The organism is Arthrobacter crystallopoietes BAB-32 (assembly GCF_000328305.2).
Taxonomy (GTDB): Bacteria; Actinomycetota; Actinomycetes; order Actinomycetales; family Micrococcaceae; genus Crystallibacter; species Crystallibacter crystallopoietes_A.
The window spans coordinates 24,296-42,469 of the sequence record NZ_ANPE02000074.1; the positions used below are offsets into that span (position 1 = coordinate 24,296).

Annotated in this window: 16 protein-coding genes; 15 read left to right on the top strand and 1 reads right to left on the bottom strand. The window is 66.1% G+C overall.

The features are described 5' to 3' along the window. The first annotated feature begins 13 nt into the window (after positions 1-13). The 7 genes from D477_RS04340 to D477_RS04370 all read left to right on the top strand — a co-directional run bounded on the left by D477_RS04340 (position 14) and on the right by D477_RS04370 (position 9,719). Positions 14-535, top strand: coding sequence for a hypothetical protein (locus D477_RS04340; RefSeq protein WP_005267638.1), 522 nt, complete (start codon positions 14-16; stop codon positions 533-535). Beyond that, positions 532-1,047 (top strand): hypothetical protein, encoded by a 516-nt coding sequence (locus tag D477_RS04345; protein WP_005267639.1) that lies wholly within the window; start codon positions 532-534, stop codon positions 1,045-1,047. Before D477_RS04340 ends, D477_RS04345 begins: the two co-directional genes overlap by 4 nt. A 233-nt stretch (positions 1,048-1,280) precedes the next feature. Then, on the top strand, positions 1,281-1,550 hold the full coding sequence (locus tag D477_RS04350; RefSeq protein ID WP_005267640.1) for a hypothetical protein: 270 nt from the start codon (positions 1,281-1,283) through the stop codon (positions 1,548-1,550). A gap of 113 nt (positions 1,551-1,663) precedes the next feature. After that, on the top strand, positions 1,664-3,367 hold the full coding sequence (locus D477_RS04355) for an NERD domain-containing protein (protein ID WP_005267641.1): 1,704 nt from the start codon (positions 1,664-1,666) through the stop codon (positions 3,365-3,367). A gap of 207 nt (positions 3,368-3,574) precedes the next feature. After that, a complete protein-coding gene (locus D477_RS04360) occupies positions 3,575-6,136 on the top strand; it encodes a PD-(D/E)XK nuclease family protein (protein ID WP_005267642.1) in 2,562 nt (853 codons plus the stop codon). Then, complete coding sequence (locus tag D477_RS04365) at positions 6,109-6,429, top strand: hypothetical protein (protein WP_005267645.1); 321 nt, start codon at positions 6,109-6,111, stop codon at positions 6,427-6,429. Before D477_RS04360 ends, D477_RS04365 begins: the two co-directional genes overlap by 28 nt. Then, the gene (locus D477_RS04370) at positions 6,426-9,719 is read left to right on the top strand and encodes a UvrD-helicase domain-containing protein (protein ID WP_052510685.1); all 3,294 of its coding nucleotides are present in this window, start codon (positions 6,426-6,428) and stop codon (positions 9,717-9,719) included. Before D477_RS04365 ends, D477_RS04370 begins: the two co-directional genes overlap by 4 nt. 144 nt (positions 9,720-9,863) lie before the next feature. Here the strand turns inward: D477_RS04370 and D477_RS21685 are convergent, their stop codons facing one another. Continuing rightward, a complete protein-coding gene (locus D477_RS21685) occupies positions 9,864-10,013 on the bottom strand; it encodes a hypothetical protein (RefSeq protein ID WP_005267648.1) in 150 nt (49 codons plus the stop codon). A gap of 124 nt (positions 10,014-10,137) precedes the next feature. Here D477_RS21685 and D477_RS04375 point away from each other — a divergent pair, with 124 nt between their 5' ends. From D477_RS04375 to D477_RS04410, 8 genes are all read left to right on the top strand, one after another. After that, the gene (locus tag D477_RS04375) at positions 10,138-11,007 is read left to right on the top strand and encodes a TetR/AcrR family transcriptional regulator (RefSeq protein WP_043845610.1); all 870 of its coding nucleotides are present in this window, start codon (positions 10,138-10,140) and stop codon (positions 11,005-11,007) included. Next, positions 11,004-11,891 (top strand): 3-keto-5-aminohexanoate cleavage protein, encoded by an 888-nt coding sequence (locus D477_RS04380; RefSeq protein WP_005267650.1) that lies wholly within the window; start codon positions 11,004-11,006, stop codon positions 11,889-11,891. The genes D477_RS04375 and D477_RS04380 overlap by 4 nt, the downstream gene beginning before the upstream one ends. After that, positions 11,888-12,859, top strand: coding sequence for a 3-hydroxyacyl-CoA dehydrogenase NAD-binding domain-containing protein (locus D477_RS04385; protein ID WP_005267651.1), 972 nt, complete (start codon positions 11,888-11,890; stop codon positions 12,857-12,859). Before D477_RS04380 ends, D477_RS04385 begins: the two co-directional genes overlap by 4 nt. Further along, entirely contained in the window at positions 12,856-13,326 is a 471-nt protein-coding gene (locus tag D477_RS04390; RefSeq protein ID WP_005267652.1) for a thioesterase family protein, read from the top strand. Before D477_RS04385 ends, D477_RS04390 begins: the two co-directional genes overlap by 4 nt. Positions 13,327-13,431: 105 nt before the next feature. Further along, a complete protein-coding gene (locus tag D477_RS04395; protein ID WP_005267653.1) occupies positions 13,432-14,958 on the top strand; it encodes an ABC transporter substrate-binding protein in 1,527 nt (508 codons plus the stop codon). After that, a complete protein-coding gene (locus tag D477_RS04400) occupies positions 14,955-15,911 on the top strand; it encodes an ABC transporter permease (protein WP_005267654.1) in 957 nt (318 codons plus the stop codon). Before D477_RS04395 ends, D477_RS04400 begins: the two co-directional genes overlap by 4 nt. Beyond that, positions 15,908-16,795, top strand: a complete 888-nt coding sequence (locus tag D477_RS04405; RefSeq protein ID WP_005267655.1) for an ABC transporter permease — start codon at positions 15,908-15,910, stop codon at positions 16,793-16,795. Before D477_RS04400 ends, D477_RS04405 begins: the two co-directional genes overlap by 4 nt. Continuing rightward, on the top strand, positions 16,792-18,174 hold a 1,383-nt coding region (locus D477_RS04410; RefSeq protein WP_005267656.1), incomplete at its 3' end, for an ATP-binding cassette domain-containing protein. The genes D477_RS04405 and D477_RS04410, both read left to right, overlap by 4 nt.

Here is an 18,174-nt window from a genome sequence, read left to right on the forward strand (position 1 = left end):
TTGGGGGAACTGAATGGCAGGCCATCAACCGGACGTAAACAACTATGCGGAAACGCGGCAGCGGCTGGATTCCGCTTTAGAGTCCATCGAGCATTCAGCGGAAAGTCTCGGGCCAGCGCTGGACATCGCGCTGAAGGTCTCGCAGCACTATCGGGAGATTGTCGCCGGCTACCAGGACTGCCTTCACAAATTGCTCGCTGCCAACACTTCCGATCCGCGCGTCACCGGTCTCATCGAAACCGGTAAGGCGATGCTGGCTACAGCTGAGCGGAATCGGGACTACTGGAAGACGCAACTCCGCCGCGAACAGGGACGCCAGAACAAACTCAACGCCGTACGCAATGAGCTAGTCCAAGCCAGGAACCGTCTCGACGTAGCTCAGAAGCTCATGGAGGGACAAGCCCATTTGGCTTCGCTCGCAGCACTCGGCGAACCGCTGCCCACCGCACAGGCGCGGGAGATGCCAGAGTTTCGCGAAGCCTTGCAGTTGGCCCGCGAGGCAGAGGCCCTAGCTGAGTTAAAGGAGTGGCGATGACGAAGAGCGCCGGCAGTAGCGGTGAGCGGTCCTGCGACTCTTCCATTAATGTCGAAGTGACGAAACGGACCACGGGCGGCTGCCTATTGGGGTTCGCCGTGCTGACTTCCCTGTTATGGCTGATCATCGCCTCCGTGAGCGGCGGCAACTCCGGCGCAGCCCTTGCCGTATTCCTGCTCGTGCTGCTGTCCTCGGTTCCAATCCGCCTCGCGCTACGCCGGAAATCCATTGACCGAATCCAAGCGGCCGTCAACGATGCCCTGGCCCGGGAATTGCACACCCACGTGCGAGTCAGCCGAAAGCAGGCGGACAGGCTACACGACTGCCTGGTCACGAAGATCGAAGACGGCAACCAGAGCTACAAGTTCGTAGCGAAGGATCCACAGCCTGGAACCGCGGACAGTAACGCCATCAGCACAGACTTCGTCGTGACCATCACCGCGAAACACGGCGATCTCGGCCTGGCTGCCTATCAGGACATGGCCCGAGCCGTGCTGGAATCCCTCAGATAGACCAGACCCTTGGCCCGAGGTTGTGATGGAACGGGTGCGCCCTGCCGAGGTCATGGACGGGATCGTCTCCTTCCCGCGGTGTGGTCAGGAGGCATGGCCGGATGCGTCGTCGGAGGCGACGACCCGGAGTAGATCTGCATGAATGAGGACTGTGGCTACGAATGGCGAGTGCAGACAGCCGATGACTAGGGTCGGGACGCGAGCGTACTCCTGTACCTTGCGAAAGGAATCAAGTGACCGACAATCTAAATCATCCGGGCGATGCATTCATGTCCCGGGAGGAAGAGACCGAAATCGAGACTCTCGCCGTCCTAGGGCATGCGGAGACGACGACAGACCAGCTGCTCGAAAAGTACGGGCTCCTGCTGGAGCTCCAGAAAACCCGCCCTCAGGACGTTCCTCCTGGCGCGCACAACGCGCTCAATGAGAAGCTCCAAGAGCACGTCGAATGGATGAAGCCATACAGGCTGGTCCCCGACGAGGACGCTCCCCGCCCGAGCTGATGCGCCACCGCCTCCGGACTGCGTGGCCTGCCTGGAGCAAGGAGCGGGCCACGGTACGGTGGAAGCACATGAGCCGGGCTGGACTTCCGGCCGTCAGGAGCGGGGGGTCGAAAATGCGGTGCATTCCGGAGGAGCCGGAGTTCAGCGAGGGGCAGACGGCGGAGAAGGCCGTCTGGGAGAAGCTGCGCCGTTGTCTGCCTGACGGCGTCATCCTGGCCCACTCGGTGCAGGTCCGGCACGGACGGGCCGAGCACGAGATCGACCTGCTTGTGCTGTGGCCCGGAGTCGGGCTGGCCGCGGTCGAAGTCAAAGGCGGGCTCGTCAGCATCGAAAACGGGCAGTGGTACCAGTCCGGTGGCAAGGAAGGCAGGCGCCGGATCCAGAGTCCGGTCGCCCAGTCGCAGAGTTCGGCCCACGCCTTCAAGGCGTGGATTGGCGACCAACTCGGCACTCCCCTGACCAGCCGCTTCGCCTACATGGTGTGCCTGCCCTACACGCACGTGCCCGCAGACTGGACCATGGCCGGGTGCCCGCGCTCCCTAATTCTGGACGAAAGAGATCTGACTGACCCTGCCGAACAAATCCGGCGCGCCATCGAGCAGGAAGGCAGCGGCGCCAGCCAGCTGACGCCGTCGTACGCCAACCGCGTGGCCGCCAAGCTCTCCGGCACGCTGCAGCCCGACGACGGACCGCGCCTGAGCAGCCAGGAGCAGGAAGACGATCAGGAGCGCCTGACTGCACAGCAGGCAGTTCTGCTATCGGCTACGAGGGACATTCCGCGCATCCGGTTCTCCGGCGGGGCAGGCAGTGGCAAAACCTGGTTGGCGGTGGAGAAGGCCCGGCGGTTGTGCCGCCAGGGCAAGCGCGTAGGCCTCTTTTGCTACAACAAGGGCCTCGGCCAGTACCTCCAGCACCAGGTGTCCGGTTGGCGGCATGCCAAGCCGGTGTTCACCGGCGAGTTCCACGAATATGTCCGCTCTCTTGGAGTTCCGGACGGCCAGGGCCAAGCCTACTTCGACGAGGAGATGCCGCGCCTGCTCAGGGAAGCCGCCGCCCTGCTGCCGGAACGGGACAAGCTCGACGCCGTCGTCGTCGATGAAGCCCAGGATTTCGCACCGCTGTGGTGGGAGGCGTTGCTGGCCTGCCTGAATGATCCTGCGTCCGGCGAGGTCTACGCCTTCATGGACGACCAGCAGGATGTCTACCGGCGCTGGGACGAGGCCGCCGTCGGCGCCGCCTTGGGCGCGGTGGATCTGGTGCCGATCCGGATCGACGACAATCTGCGCAACACCCGGCGCATCGCGGAAACCTTCGGCGTGTTCGTCGGCGAGTCCTTCAAGCCAAAGGGAAGCACCGGACTACCAGTGCGGTTCGTCAGCTGCGCTACCGAGGACGCGCTGGATGTGGCCGGGGACTGCGTGGACGCGCTCATCGGCGAGGGCTGGGCCAACAACCAGATCGCCCTGCTGACCACCCGGAGCCGGCATCCCGAGCACCAACGGCATTTCGACGATGGGACCGTCCCCGAGTACTGGAGGGAATTCCATGCCAACGAGGCCGAGTTCTACGGGCACGTGCTGGGGTTCAAGGGTTTGGAACGCTCGGTGGTTGTCCTATGCGTCAACGGGTTCAAGGAAGCCGCCCGCGCGCCGGAGCAGCTGTATGTCGGGCTCTCCCGGGCGCGCAGCCTGCTGGTCGTCGTCGGCGACCCGGCCCTGCTCGAGAAGGCAGGTGGAGCGCGGCTCGCCGCCGAACTGAAGCGCGCCGAGGACTGGGACCCACATATGGAACCCGCTGCCGACATGGCGGCCGGGTAGGAGCAGGCGGCCCTCAGCGGTTATCCGGTGGCTGAGCTGCCGGTTGAGGTGAAGCAGGAATTTCGTCCGGGCCGAGGTGCGCACCACGGCGCGAACGTTTTCCGAGATTTCGCGATCACTGACCGTCGTGTCGCAGGCCGTCAAAGACCATGGCGGCTGCCGCAAGCGCATAGAGTTAGTGATCTGGCCGATTTTTTTGGGGGGAAGTTGGGGAACCGCACGCTGCTGTCCGTGCCCGAGGCGCTAGCCGAGCTCACTGAGATGGTGGGAACAGCCCAGGCAGAGAATCCGTTCGCACCTGTCACCGTCGTCGTCCCGTCCCATGCCTCCGGCCTGGACGTGGAACACTACTTGGGCCGCACGCTCAACGACGGTCGCGGCAGCGTGTCGGTCCGCACGTTCACCCTCCGGGACCTTGCCCTAGAGCTGATCGCCTTGGGCAACTTGGCCGATGGCCGCATTCCGCTGCCGCCGATGCTGCGTGAAGGAGCCATCAGCTCCGTCCTGGCCGTCGACCCGGGACTCTTCGCCGACGTCGCGGACCAGCCCGCCACTGCACGTGCTATTGCGCGCACCGCCATGGTCCTCGACGCCGTCGATGAGCCGGGTGACATCAAACTTCCCGCTCTTGTCAATGAAGTGCTGCGGGTGCACGGAAAGGCCGCGGCCGCCTTGACCACCGGCTGGCTGACCGGCAACGAGCTCTTCGCCCTGGCGCAGAAGGCCCTGCTGGACCCGGCAGTCATCCGCCGGTTCGGCGTCGTCGTCGGGTTCATGCTGCCGCCGGAAGATGATCCGGCCGGCGGGCAGTTTGGGGCCATGTTGGAGGAACGAACCGGGATGGCGGTCCTGCGGGCTGCTGGTGCACTGACTCCGGATACCACCGTCTATACGACCTCTGATGCCGATGACGAGGCACGGGCCGTAGTGCGGCTGGTCGCCGAACGGATTAACTCCGAAACGCCGGGGCACCGCATCGGCATCTTCTACTCCGCGGCCGACCCCTACCGCGGGTTGCTCGCCCAGCGTCTGACCGAGGCCGGAATTACCTACGTTGGCGCCGACGCTCACCAGCTGAGCGATACACCCATGGCCCGCGGTCTGCTGCGGTTGCTGAGACTCGATCCGCTCGATCCGGACCTGCGGCTGATCCTCAACGTTCTCGCCGAAGGAACGCTGGTGTGGAAGGACAGGACGCTTCCAAGCAGCGCCACGTGCGAAAGGCTGTACACCGCTCCACCGGATGAGGATGGGGATCCCGACGCTGAGCCGCCAAGCCACCTCCTTCGGCAACGCGAGAACCTGCTACTTTTCCGCGAGTTCGTGTCGGAGCTATCCGATCAGGTGGACCGGATCTTCCTGGCCGAATCATGGACAGAGGCTGCGGCAAAGCTGGAAGAGCTGATCGACGGATTCATGGGGCCGCGCTCTGAGCAAGAACGCCCGGAACTCAGCGCCGCCCGCGGGCAGGTCTCCGATATCGTCGGGGAACTGAAACTCCTGCAGGGCATTGCGCCCGCACCTTCTGCCGCGTCGCTCCGAAGCGTCCTGGAGGGAGCCATCGCCGCCAAGGGCGGTTGGAAGGGTAGGAGCGGCACCGGCGTTGTGCTGGGCGCGTACGCGGACGGCATCGGCCGGGACCTGGACGCGGTCTATATCGTCGGCGCTGCCGAAGGATTGGCTCCGGCGCGGATCAAGGAGGATCCGCTGCTCCCAGACTCGGTCCGGCGGCAACTCGGTCCGGGCCTGCCCACCGTCGAAGACCGGGCGGTCACGAAAAAGGAACAGTTCTTCGCTCTTCTGGCCACCGGCGCGGAACAGGTCATCACCAGTCCCCGCGGAAACCTGCGCGGCGGAGGAGCCTACCAGCTCTCCCGCTGGATCACCACCGATGTGCCGGAAGGCTGGCGACCGACGGCGCTACCTTCGTACGCCCATGGCGTCGCCACCGGTGCGCCGACTGTGGGCGGCCTGGTGCCGACTGCGCAGGAATGGCGGCTCCGCCGCTGCCTGGAGTCCAACGCCGGACCTGGCATGCTCGCCGACGATGCGGTGCTGCTCGGCTCACTTGAGGTCCGCCGGCACCGCCGCGACGGGGTGTTCTCCCGGTTCAATGGCAATCTGTCCGGCCGCACAGGCCTCGTGGATCCGGACAAGGCCATGTCCCCCACGCGGCTGGAGGACTGGGTGGACAGCCCGCTGGCCTATTTCCTGCGCCGCATCCTCAAGGTTGAGCTCTTCGAGGATGTGGCCCTTGAGGTCCAGATCGGCAGGTTGCAGAGGGGAACACTGCTGCACGCCGTGCTCGAGGACTTCGTGGGCGAGGCTACGAGCGGCGGCTTGGTGCCGTCGTCAGCCCGGCTTATGGAACTGGCGCAGGCCGCGTTCGAACGGGAGGCCAATCCGGCGTGGCTGGGCTATCTCTGGGAGCGGGACATGGCCGCCATGCGGCAGAACCTGCTCGCCGTCTTCACCGCCGATCAGGATCGGCAGTCCGCAGGCTGGAAATATTTAGCCGCGGAGGCGAGCTTCGGCCCGCAGGAACACGGGCACGCCTATCCCCCAGCGGAGCTTGAGTTGGCGGATGGCTCGACCGTGCGGTTCCTCGGCAAGGTGGACCGCATTGACCGCGACGCCAACGGCCGGATCAAGGTCATTGACTACAAGTCCGGCAGCGATAAGAAGTACGGAGACCTGAGCCCGACCAACCCGACTGCCGGGGAACCCGCTTCCAGCTTCCCGTGTACGGTCTCTTTGCCCGACGGCTGAGCGAAATCCCAGCCGTCGAGGTTGAAGCCGAATATTGGTTCATCTCCCTGCCCTTCGGAGAAACCAGGAGAGGCTATGCCGTTACTAACGAGGTCATTGAGACCCTCCGCGCGGACGCTACGCGTGTCATCACCGCGATGCGCCGAGGATACTTCCCGCCCAAGCCGGAATCGGGCCAGTTCGCCAGCTTCTCGACGATGATGGGCCGGGACGGGATGCAGCAGGCCTGGCACGGTGTGTCTGGCGCGGAGGAACTGCGGGACATCGCCGCACTGCTTGGGGGAGAGAAATGATGAATACTGTGGATGTCCCAGCGCTGATTGATCAGCCAAGCCGGGACCTGATTGTGTCCGGGCTGGACTCCACCGTCTTCGTGGAGGCCGGCGCCGGCAGCGGGAAGACGCGCGAAATGGTCGAACGCATCATCGCGCTGGTGGACAGCGGCGTCGAGCTCAAGAATCTGGCCGCGATAACCTTCACGGAAAAGGCAGCCGGCGAGCTCCGGGACCGTGTCCACAAACGGCTCCGCGAAGCCGAGCCAACCGACCTCCGGCAAGCGGCGCTGGACCAGCTCGACACGGCAGCTATCGGCACCATCCATTCCTTCGCGGCCAGGATCCTAAGTGAGCATCCGATCGAGGCCGGGGTTCCTCCGCTGATCACCGTGGTGGACGAGCTGCGGTCGCAGATCGCCTTCACCCAGCGTTGGGAGAAAGCCCGGAAACTGATCTTCGACCAGCCCGAGACCGAGCGGGCGCTGCGGGTGCTCTTGGCCGGTGGGCTCAGCCTAGATGGCCTGAGAAACGTTGCGAAGCAGCTGGATGCCAACTGGGATCGGTTGGAAGACAACCCGCCGCAGCGCCGGCACGTCCCGCAGTTGGACGTCACCGGGATTCTGCGGCAGGCCGGGGAAATCGTCATGGCCAAGTCCTCCTGCAGCGACCCCAACGACGGGTTGTTCATCCGGCTTGCCGGATTGGAGGACTGGCACCGGCGGCTGGCCCACGCCACTGAGCTGGATGTTCAGCAACTGCAGCTGGCCGTGCTGGACGATCTGCCATCCACCAAAGTCTCGAGGACGGGCAACAAGGGCAACTGGCCGGACGTCGGCAGTCTCCGCGCTTCCATCATCGAACTCGGCGAAGCCGTGACCGAAACCCGCGAAAGGCTCATCTCCCCCGCGGCCGAGACCGTGGCCGCTGCCATTGCTGAGGCGTTGCTCGTCGCGGCGAGGGAACGCCAGCGCACGGGTGAACTGGAGTACAGCGATCTGCTGGTCCATGCCCGGGACCTGCTCATCGGCGAGGACAAGCGGGAGGTCCAGGCCGCCCTCCATGACCGCTACCGCGTCATCATGCTCGACGAGTTCCAGGACACGGACCCCATCCAGGCGGAAATCGCGGTGCGAATCGCGGCCTCCGAGGTCTGCGGCCGCCAAGGCTGGGAGTCATTGACGGTACCGCCCGGCCGGCTGTTCATGGTTGGGGACCCGAAGCAGTCGATCTACCGCTTCCGCCGCGCCGATATTGCCACCTATTTGCAATCTCTGGGACGGGCGAAGTCGGATCCCGGTTCAAAGATCTCCGAGTTGAAGACGAACTTCCGGTCCACCGGAAAACTCCTGGACTGGGTGAACGCCACCTTCAGCAAGCTGATCGAGGCCAACGGGACCTTGCAGCCGGACTACTCCAGCCTTGTGCCCGACCCTGCACGGCCGGAATGGCAGGATGGGCACGGACCCGCCGTCGCCGTCGTCGGCCGCGATGGCGCTGTCCCCGGTGCGGATGGCAAGGCCAGCCCCAACGAAGTCCGCCGGCAAGAAGCAGAGGCGGTCGCCGGAGCCATCCTGGTGGCGACGGGCCAAACGGATTCGCCTGGCTGGCTGAAGCAGGCGGGTCGTGGCGGGCAGTTCGCCATGTCCGCGGTTGAGCTGAAGGACGTCTGCATCCTCCTTCCCACCCGCACTCCCCTTCCGGCCATCGAGGATGCCTTGGACCGGGCCGGTATTGAGTACCGCGCGGAGGCCTCCTCGCTGGTCTACTCCACACAGGAGGTCACAGACCTGCTGCTCGCGCTGCAGGCCTTGGCCAACACCGCAGACGAGGCCGCTCTGGTGCTGACCCTGCGCACCCCGTTGTTCGCCTGCGGCGACGATGACCTCTTCGACTGGAAGCAGGCCGGCGGGGCGTGGAACATCTTCGCCCCCGCGCCCGAAACCCAGAAGGACACCCCCGTTGCGCGGGCCATGCAATACCTATCGGCGCTGGCCCGGGAGCTTCCTCTGCTGTCCCCGGGCGAATTGCTCGACCGCTTGGTGATCGACCGCAGGGTCCTGGAGGCGGCAACGGACACGCCCCGTTACCGGGACGTCTGGCGCCGTATCCGTTTTGTCATCGACCAGGCCCGGGCATGGAGTGAGGCCACCCATGGAGGTCTGCGGGACTACTTAGTTTGGACCACTGCCCAGCTGGAGGAGAACTCGCGCGTCAAGGAATCAGTGGTCCCGGAGACGGACGCACAGGCCGTGCGGATCATGACGATCCATGCCTCCAAGGGCCTGGAGTTTCCGGTGGTCATTCTGGCCGGCGCCGGGCACCAGCCAAAATCCGACACGTTTCCTGCCGTCTGGGACGCCGCTGGGGCTCCTCATGTCAGTTTCGGGGCGGGGCTCGCATCTGCCGGCCATTTCGAGGCCGCTGAGGCGGAGAAAGAATTCCTGGCAGAGGAGAAGCTGCGCCTGCTCTACGTGGCCTGTACCCGGGCCGAGAGCCACTTGGTCGTGTCACTATTTACGTCAGGAAAAAGACACGGCCTGATAGTCCCGCTGGCCAAGCTGGAAGAAGCCCGGGCAACGCCGGACCTTCGCCTGCCCGACGAGATTTTCACAGGGGCGGAAATCAAGGTCGAGGTTACCGGCGTCGACTCTTTCGAAGAATGGAAGCTGGAATCGAGGCGGTGGCAGGAGCTCTCCGCTCTCCAGTCCCGCACTTCCGTGACTGCGCTGGCCAAGTCCGCCGGCAGCACGATGCCTGTCGGGTACGGACTGGAGAAAATACCGCTGTATGTCGCGGTGGAGGACGAGGGCGACCGGCCCCTTGGTTTTGCAGGAGCCCTAGGCGAGCACGGCACGGAGTTCGGCTCGGCGCTCCACCGGTTGCTCGAGCTCAGCGGTCTGCAGGAAACCGAGTCTTTCGGCCAGCTCGCCGAGCAGACCGCTGCGCTGTATGGTATGGAGGATGCCCTGGGTCTGGCCGACCGGGCGCGGTCGGCGCTGAACAGCGAGCCGGTCCGGTCCGCTTCCACGCGCGAACACTGGCTGGAGCTGCCTGTCGTTTACCCCAGCGGTTCGATGACCGTCGAAGGCATCATCGACCTGATGTACCGCAAAGACGACGGCAAGCTGGTCATCGCGGATTTCAAGACCGATCTGGGAGTCACGGAAGAACGGCTGGCTGCCTATTGGAACCAGCTGACGACTTATGCGGCCATGATCAATAAGATCACCGGCGAGAAAGTCAGCGACCTTGCACTAATATTCTGCCGTTCCAGTGAAGCCGATGTTCGGAAAAGGTTGCTGGCATAACTCGGCGTGACTATATGGCGGAAGTAGATCTCCTGGTTTCTGCCGCAATCTCTTTCGCGATGAACCCCGATGGCAGGGCTGGGCCACGTCCAGCCCTGCCAGGAGCGGCGACGATGCTGCCGGTCGAATAATACTTGGTGCCGTTCATGCGGAAGCCGCCGGTGCTGAGTTCAAATCCGGGGTGACCTTGATGATGACGTCACAGATCTTGGAGCTGCCGACCTCGGTCCACGAGTTGCCGGCAATTTCCCCTATGACGAAACGCTCCAGCCAGACCGCGCGCTGCGGGCCCAAAGAAACCAACTCCCTCCGGCAAGGCCGGAATGGATTTGCCAGGTGACCCACTTGCGAATCGCAAACTTCTGACTTCGAGTTAAAAGTGCTTGCCACAATCGCAAACAGCAGCTAACTTCGACGCATGGCAGGAAATGAGACGGGCGTCACAGAACGGGTCCGGACTTCGATCCGGAACTCGGGGATGGCCCAGCGCGAGATCGCGCACCACATGGGGTTGGACGAGACGAAGCTGTCCAAGGCGCTGAACGGGACGCGGCGGTTCCACCCCGAGGAACTGACCAGCCTGGCGGACATCACCGGGGTGACGGTGAACTGGCTGCTGTCAGGTTCGGACGAGACGCACGGTCCGTCGGTCCCGCCGCCGCCGATGGTGCTGCCGACCCGGCACCCGGAGAACAACGAGCATGCCCAGAAGCGGCGGGCCATCACTGAGGCTGCCTGGTGGCTGTTCGCGCGCCGCGGCTACTCGGCCGTCCGGATCGCCGACATCGCATACGCCTGCAATCTCAGCACGGCCGCCATCCATTACTACTTCTCCGGCAAGCGCGAGATCTTCGCCGAGGCGCTGCGCTACTCGATCAAGCTGGCCTTCGACCGGCAGATCGCCGAGCTGCTTCCCATCAGTGACCCGGTGCGCCGGCTCAAGCGGCTGATCGAGCTGCAGCTCCCCGCCGGCGAGCGCGGCAGCGCCGAGTTCTCCATCTGGCTGCAGACCTGGGCGGACGTCGCCGTCGAAGGCTCGGGCAAGGAGAACCACGCGCAGGGCTACCGGCGCTGGTTCAAGACCGTGGAGGACGCGATCGTGCAGGGCCAGGAGGCCGGCGCCTTTGTAGTGGTCCCATCCGACCAGCTCGCCATGGAGCTCACCAGCCTGATCGACGGCCTCGGCATCAAAGTCCTGACGGGCATGCTGACTTCGGATCAGATGCACCGTCATATCGAAAGTTTCATCGACCGCAATATCGTCATTGAGCAAGGGAGCCCTGCATGAACCGCAAGGTCATCGTCACTTGTGCCCTCACCGGCGCCGGCGACACCACCGGCAAGAGCGAGCATGTGCCCGTCACCCCGGAGCAGATCGCCAATGACGCGATCGCCGCGGCCCGGGCCGGCGCGTCGGTGGTGCACATCCACGTCCGCGACGTCGAGACGGGCCAGGGGTCGCGCGAAGTGGCGCTGTACCGCGAGGTTGTCCGGCTGGTCCGCGAGAGCGATGTGGACCCGGTCATCAACCTGACCGCTGGCATGGGCGGCGACCTCATCCTGGATCCGGGCCAGCCGACCAAGCAGCTGCCGGGCACGGACCTGGTCAACGCCCTCGAGCGGCTCGCCCACGTGGAGGAACTGCGCCCGGAGATCTGCACCATCGACTGCGGCTCGCTGAACTTCGGCGAGGGCAGCCAGGTCTACATCAGCACGCCGGACATGCTCCGCGAGGGCGCCGAACGCATCAAGGAACTCGGGGTCAAGCCGGAGATGGAAATCTTCGATACCGGCAACCTCTGGTTCGCCAACATCATGGTGGAAGAGGGGCTCATCGCTCCCCCGCCGCTCTACCAGCTCTGCATGGGCATCCCCTACGGCGCCCCGGTCAACGCGGGCCTGCTGCAGGCCATGGTGAACATGCTCCCGGCGGGCGCCCAGTGGACGTCCTTCGCCATCGGCCGCGACCAGCTCCCGTGGGTCGCCCAGTCCGTCCTGCTCGGCGGCCACGTCCGCGTGGGCCTCGAGGACAACCTCTACCTCAGCAAGGGCGTCAAGGCGACCAACGCCCAGCTCACCGAGCGCGCCATCCAGATCATCCACGACCTCGGGTCCTCCGTCGCGACTCCGGACGAGGCCCGCGAAATCCTCCAGCTCGAGAAGAAAGCATGACCATGACCGAAGACTTCACTCCCCTGGACATGAACGACGTCGACACGATCGCCTGCGTGGGCATCGGCACCATCGGCGGGGGCTGGGCCGCGTACTTCCTGGCCCGCGGCTACCGCGTCAAGGCGTGGGACCCGTCGCCCGACGCCGAGCCGAAGCTCCGTCGGCTGATCGACGCTGCCTGGCCGGCGCTGACCAAGCTCGGGCTGGCGCCAAACGCGTCGAAGGACAACATCACCGTCCACACGGACCTGGCCGAAGCGGTGGACGGCGTCGGTTTCGTGCAGGAGAGCGCGCCGGAGGTTCTGGAACTCAAGCAGAATCTGCTGGCGCAGATTGACGCGGTGACGGCCCCCGACGTCGTTATTGCCTCCTCCACCTCCGGGTACGGGATGACGGAAATGGCGACCGAAGCCGCCAATCCGTCCCGCCTGGTGGTGGGCCACCCGTTCAACCCGCCGTACCTTATCCCGCTGGTCGAGGTGGTGGGCGGCGAGCAGACCTCGGCCGCCGCCGTGAAGTGGGCGTCCGCGTGGTACGAGCTGATCGGCAAGTCCGTCATCACCATGGACCGCGAGGTTCCCGGCTTCATCGCCAACCGGCTGCAGGAGGCGCTGTGGCGCGAGGCCCTGCACATGGTGGACAACGGCGAGGCGACGGTGGAGCAGATCGACCTGGCCATCACCGACGGTCCGGGCCTGCGCTGGCCGATCCAGGGGCCGATGCTCACCTTCCACCTGGCCGGCGGCGAGGGCGGGATGGCGCACATGCTGGACCACTTCGGTCCGTCGCTGCTCTCACCGTGGACCCGGCTCGATGCCCCGGAACTGACGCCCGAGCTGCGCAACGCGGTGATCGCGGGCTGCGACGAGGAAGCGGCCGGGCGGTCCGTCGTCGAGCTGGTGGCCGAGCGCGACGAGGCTATCATCGCGATCCGCAATGCGATTGCCAAGGTCAAGGGCGGCGCATGAGTGCCCTCGCAGCCGGCACGCTGCAGGAGTACCGGTGCCGGGTGCAACCCGAGTGGATCGACTACAACGGCCACATGTCCGAAGCCTTCTACGTCCTGGTCTTCGGCTACGCCACGGACCAGGTGATGGAGCAGCTGGGGCTCGATGACGAGTACCGCCGTTCCAGCGGGTGCTCGCTCTACACCGTGGAGGCGCACATCCGCTACCTGGCGGAGACGGGCGTGGACGCCGAGCTCAGCGTGGTTTCCCGGATTGTCGGCGCCGGGGCGAAGAAGCTGCATCTGGCCCACGAGATGCGGTCCGGAGAAACGCTGATCGCCACCGAGGAACTGCTGGCGCTCCATGTGGACCAGCAGTCCGGACGCAGCACCGCATTCACACCGTCCGTCATGGACACCATCACAGGTTTCCTGCCGGCTCAGGGGGAGCCGGCACCGGAATGGACCGGCAGGAAAGTCAGTTCCTAGCCGTCCCTTTTTCAGAAAGAAGGACCAGTGGAAAGATCTTCTGTTCTTCGCGGGCAACTGCCCGATAGACCGGCACTGCCGCCGACCCGGCGCCGCGTGCTCGGGATGGCCCTGGCCCTCGGGCTGGGCGGCTTCCTGACCGCGTGCGGCGCAAGCCAGGCCGCGGTGCTGTCCGCTCCAAGCGGTCCGCCTCAGCGTGGAGGCCGGCTGCGGGTGGGCCTGGCCGGCGGCGGCGCTGCGGACAGCCTGGACGCCCACTCCTCCGTCAGCACCACCGACATCGCCCGCGTGGTGAACCTGTACGAGTCCCTCGTCTACCGGGACGAGAACTACGAGCTCAAGCCGCTGCTGGCCACCAAGGTCACGCCGTCGCCCGACGCGCTGGTCTGGACCGTGGACCTGCGGCAGGACGTGCTGTTCCATGACGGCCGCCCGATGACCGGCAAGGACGTCGCCGCCAGCTTCAAGCGGATCGTCAACCCGGACGACCCCAAGAGCGGCGCGGCCGCGCTGGCGATCCTGGACGAGGTGGCCGTGGTGAACGACCACCGGGTGGAGTTCCGCCTCAACAGTCCCAGCGCCACCTTCGACGATTCGCTGGGGCAGTACACGCTGGGCATTGTGCCGGCCGACTACGATCCGGCGAACCCGGTGGGGACGGGCCCCTTCAAGTACCGGTCCTTTGCCCCGGGCCGGAACAGCGTCTTCGTCCGCAACGAGGACTACTGGCGGGACGGCGAACCGTACCTGGACGAGCTGGAGATCCTGAATTTCAACGACGACGACGCACTGATCAACGCGCTGCTGTCCTCCCAGGTCGACGCCATCGGCCAGATTCCGCTGGCGCTGCTCGAAGTGATCGACGCCGACCCGCGGATCAGCATCCTCTCGGCCGAGACCGGCGCCTGGATGCCGTTCACCATGCGGGTGGACCGGCCGCCCTTCGACGACAACCGCGTCCGCGAGGCGTTCCGGCTGGTGGTGGACCGCGAGCAGATGATCGAACAGGTCCTCAGCGGCAACGGCAGCCTCGGCAACGACATGTACTCGCCGTTCGACCCGGGCTATCCCAAACATCTCCCGCAGCGCAAGCAGGACATCGCGCGGGCGAAGGAGCTGCTGGCCGAGGCCGGCTATCCCGACGGGCTCACCGTGGAGCTGGTCACCGCTCCCATCCAGTCCGGTGCAGTGGAGGCCGCCCAGGTCTTCGCGCAGCAGGCGGCCGCGGCCGGGATCATGGTCAAGATCCGCCAGGTGGACACCACCACGTTCTTCGGCGACAGCTACCTCAAGTGGGACTTCGCGCAAGATTTCTACTACACCCGCAACTACCTGCCGCAGGTCAACGCGAGCACCCTTCCGACGTCGCCGTTCAACGAGACGCACTGGGACCACCCGGAGTTCACCGCCCTGGTGAAGAAGGCCACCGGGACCGTGGATCCCGAGGAGCGCAACGCCTTGATCGCGAAGGCCATGGAGATCGAATACAACGAAGGCGGCTACATCATCTGGGGCCACGCGAACCAGGCGGACGCGTACCAGCAGTACGTTGCCGGCCTCGTGCCCAGCCGGACCGGGCTCGCCCTGTCCGGTTTCGAATTCCGCCGCGTCTGGCTAGGAGTCGCATCATGATGCCCATCATCCTGCGCAGGCTCGCGACGAGCGTGCTGATCCTGCTGGCCGTCTCCGTGCTGGTCTTCGTCGCCACGCTGCTGCTGCCCGGCGATCCGGCGCAGGCCATCCTGGGCCAGCAGGCCACGCCGGAACGGCTGGCCGCGCTGCGCGAGCAAATGAACCTCAACGACCCGGTCTGGCAACGCTACCTGACCTGGCTGGGCGGCCTCTTCGTGGGCGACTTCGGCGTCTCCGCAGCCTCCGGCGGACCGGTCAGCGCCCTGCTGGGCGAGCGGATCGGCGCCTCGCTGGTCCTCCTGGCCGCGGCGGGCATCATCAGCATCCCGGTGGGCCTGCTGGTGGGAACCTACAGTGCGCTGCGCCGCGGCCGGGCCGGCGACCACATCGCCACCGGCACCAGCCTGGTGCTCGCCGCGTTGCCGGAGTTCGTCATCGGCATCGCGCTGGTCACGCTGTTTTCGACGACGGTGTTCACCATCCTGCCGTCAGTCACCATGGCGCCTCCCGGGGAAGCGGTGTGGAACTACCCGCTGCAGCTCATCCTGCCGACGCTGACGCTGGTCCTCGTGGTCACGCCGTACATCATCCGGATGATGCGGGCCACGATGCTGGAGGTCCTGGAGTCCGGCTACGTGGAGATGGCCCGGCTGAAGGGAGTGCCCGAGCGGCAGGTCATCCTGAAGCACGCCCTTCCGCACGCCCTCTCCCCCGTGGCCCAGGTGGTCGCGATCCAGCTGGCGTGGATGGCCGGCGGCGTCGTTGTCGTCGAATTCCTGTTCCGCTACCCCGGCGTCGGCCAGGCCCTCGTGGACGCCGTCACCAACCGGGACGTGCAGGTGGTCCAGGTCCTCGCCATCCTGATCGCCGCCGTCTACATCGTGGTCAACCTGCTGGCCGACGTCGTCGGCATCGTGACCAATCCCAAACTACGCACCGGGGGTGCCCGATGACCGCCATTGATTCGCCCCAGCTCGTCATCCAGGAAACCAAGGCCCCGCCCGGGCTGCTCCGCCGGCTGGTGGCACAGCGCCAGGCGAAGGTCGGGATCGGGCTGACCGCCGCCGTCGTACTTTTGGCCCTGCTGGGACCGGTGCTGCTGCCGCTGGTCACGGGCTTCACCAGCACCGAATTCACCGGGCGGCCGTTCCAGCCGGACGGGCTGTTCGGCACCGACAATCTGGGCCGGGACGTGCTGTCGCGCTTCCTCGACGGCGGGCTGCGCCTGCTGGCCTACGCCGCACTGGCGACGCTGCTGGGCATGGTGCTCGGCGTGCTGGCCGGGATGACCGCGGCGTACGCGGGCGGCCAGGTGGACAGCCTGATCATGCGCAGCAACGACGTCCTGCTGGCCCTGCCCTCGCTGGTGTTCGCGCTGCTGGCCATCACGGTCCTCGGGCCGGAGGGCTGGGTGCTGGTGGCCGTCATCGGCATCACGCACGCGCCCCGGATTGCCCGGGTGACGCGCTCGGCCACCGTGGATGTCATCACCGAGGACTTCATCCGGGCCGCCGAAATGTACGCGGTGCCGCGGTGGAAGATCCTGGTCCAGGACGTGCTACCGAACATCACCGGTCCGCTCATGGTGGAGCTGGGCCTGCGCATGACCTACTCGATTGGCGCCGTGGCGTCCCTGTCCTTCCTGGGCCTGGGCATGCAGCCGCCGACCGCGGACTGGGGGCTGATGATCAACGAGAACCGGATCGCGCTGGTCATCCAGCCGTGGGGCGTCATCCTGCCGGTCCTCGCCATCGCCGTCCTGACCGTCGGCATCAACCTGATCACCGATTCGCTGGCCCGTGCGGCTGCGAACGCGAACGTGGGAGCAAGCAAATGAGCACTTCCCTCCAGGACCCCATCAGGACCTCCGTCCTCAGCGTCTCCGGCCTGCGGATCGCCACGACCGGCGGGGACGAGATCCTGCACGGTGTCTCCTTCGAGCTGCAGCCGGGCAAGATCCTGGCGCTCGTGGGCGAGTCCGGTTCGGGCAAGACCACGGCCGGGCTGGCGTGCCTGGGCCACTTCCGGCGCGGACTGAAGCACACCGGAGGCGAGATCCGGATGGCAGGTACCGGTCCGGCGTCGAACCTTTTGGACCTGGCGGAACCGGAGCGCCGGAAACTGCGCGGCGGGGTCATTTCCTATGTGCCGCAGGATCCGGCGCTCTCGCTGAACCCGGCGATGCGCATCGGCGAGCAGATCCTCGAGGTGCTGCAGGTGCAGGGCTACGGCAGCTCCCTGGCGGAGCGGCGGGCGCGGGTTGCCGAGGTGCTGGCGGAAGTGGGCCTCAAGAACGACGACGCGTACCAGTGCCGCTATCCGCACCAGCTTTCGGGCGGGCAGCAGCAGCGCGTGGGCATCGCGATGGCGTTCGCCTGCCGGCCCAGCGTGATCGTGCTGGACGAGCCGACCACCGGACTCGACGTCACCACGCAGGCGCTGGTGCTGCAGACCATCGACCAGCTGGCGGAACTGCACCACGTGGCCGGGCTCTACATCACGCACGACCTGGCCGTGGTGGCGAAGATCGCCGACGAGGTGGTGGTCATGCTCTCCGGCGAGGTCGTGGAGCAGGGGCCGACGGAGCGCGTGCTGTACCAGCCGCAGCACGAGTACACGCGGAAGCTGCTCGATTCCGTGCCGGACCTGGCCGGGAAACGGCGGGTCGGGCGGACGTCGGTGATCACCGGGGAGCAGCCGGTGGTCGGCAGGCACGCGGAGCCGGCGGGTGCAGACGGCTATTCGGTCGGCTCGCAGGATTCTGTGCAGGCGGCGCGGGAATCCGCGAGCGCGCGCCTCCTGGAGGTCTCCGACCTGCGGCTGGCCTACGGCAGCAACCAGATCCTGGACGGCATCAGCTTCACGCTGGCGCCGGGCGAATCGATGATGCTGCTCGGCGAATCAGGCTCGGGCAAGACGACGCTCTCCCGCTGCGTCGCCGGGCTCAACGACGATTACTCGGGCGAGGTCCGGCTCGCCGGCGACACCCTGTCGGCAGGCACGCGGGCGCGCACGGCTGAGCAGCGCCAGCGGATCCAGTACGTTTTCCAGAGCCCGTTCTCCTCGCTGAACCCGCGGCGCACCATCTGCGAATCCGTCGAGGTGCCGCTGCAGATGTCCGGCAAGCTGGGCCGCAAGGAACGGCGGCGGCGCGTGCTCGAGGCGCTGGACCAGGTGCGGCTCGGCGCCAGCTACCTCGACCGGCGGCCCGGCGAC

Excerpts from the sequence above, each read along its gene's own strand:
- D477_RS04375 (WP_043845610.1), top strand. The coding sequence starts at position 10,138 with ATGGCAGGAAATGAGACGGGCGTCACAGAACGGGTCCGGACTTCGATC.
- D477_RS04345 (WP_005267639.1), top strand. The coding sequence starts at position 532 with ATGACGAAGAGCGCCGGCAGTAGCGGTGAGCGGTCCTGCGACTCTTCC.
- D477_RS04340 (WP_005267638.1), top strand. The coding sequence starts at position 14 with ATGGCAGGCCATCAACCGGACGTAAACAACTATGCGGAAACGCGGCAG.
- D477_RS04370 (WP_052510685.1), top strand. The coding sequence starts at position 6,426 with ATGATGAATACTGTGGATGTCCCAGCGCTGATTGATCAGCCAAGCCGG.
- D477_RS04390 (WP_005267652.1), top strand. The coding sequence starts at position 12,856 with ATGAGTGCCCTCGCAGCCGGCACGCTGCAGGAGTACCGGTGCCGGGTG.
- D477_RS04400 (WP_005267654.1), top strand. The coding sequence starts at position 14,955 with ATGATGCCCATCATCCTGCGCAGGCTCGCGACGAGCGTGCTGATCCTG.
- D477_RS04395 (WP_005267653.1), top strand. The coding sequence starts at position 13,432 with ATGGCCCTGGCCCTCGGGCTGGGCGGCTTCCTGACCGCGTGCGGCGCA.
- D477_RS04380 (WP_005267650.1), top strand. The coding sequence starts at position 11,004 with ATGAACCGCAAGGTCATCGTCACTTGTGCCCTCACCGGCGCCGGCGAC.
- D477_RS04355 (WP_005267641.1), top strand. The coding sequence starts at position 1,664 with ATGCGGTGCATTCCGGAGGAGCCGGAGTTCAGCGAGGGGCAGACGGCG.
- D477_RS04385 (WP_005267651.1), top strand. The coding sequence starts at position 11,888 with ATGACCATGACCGAAGACTTCACTCCCCTGGACATGAACGACGTCGAC.
- D477_RS04405 (WP_005267655.1), top strand. The coding sequence starts at position 15,908 with ATGACCGCCATTGATTCGCCCCAGCTCGTCATCCAGGAAACCAAGGCC.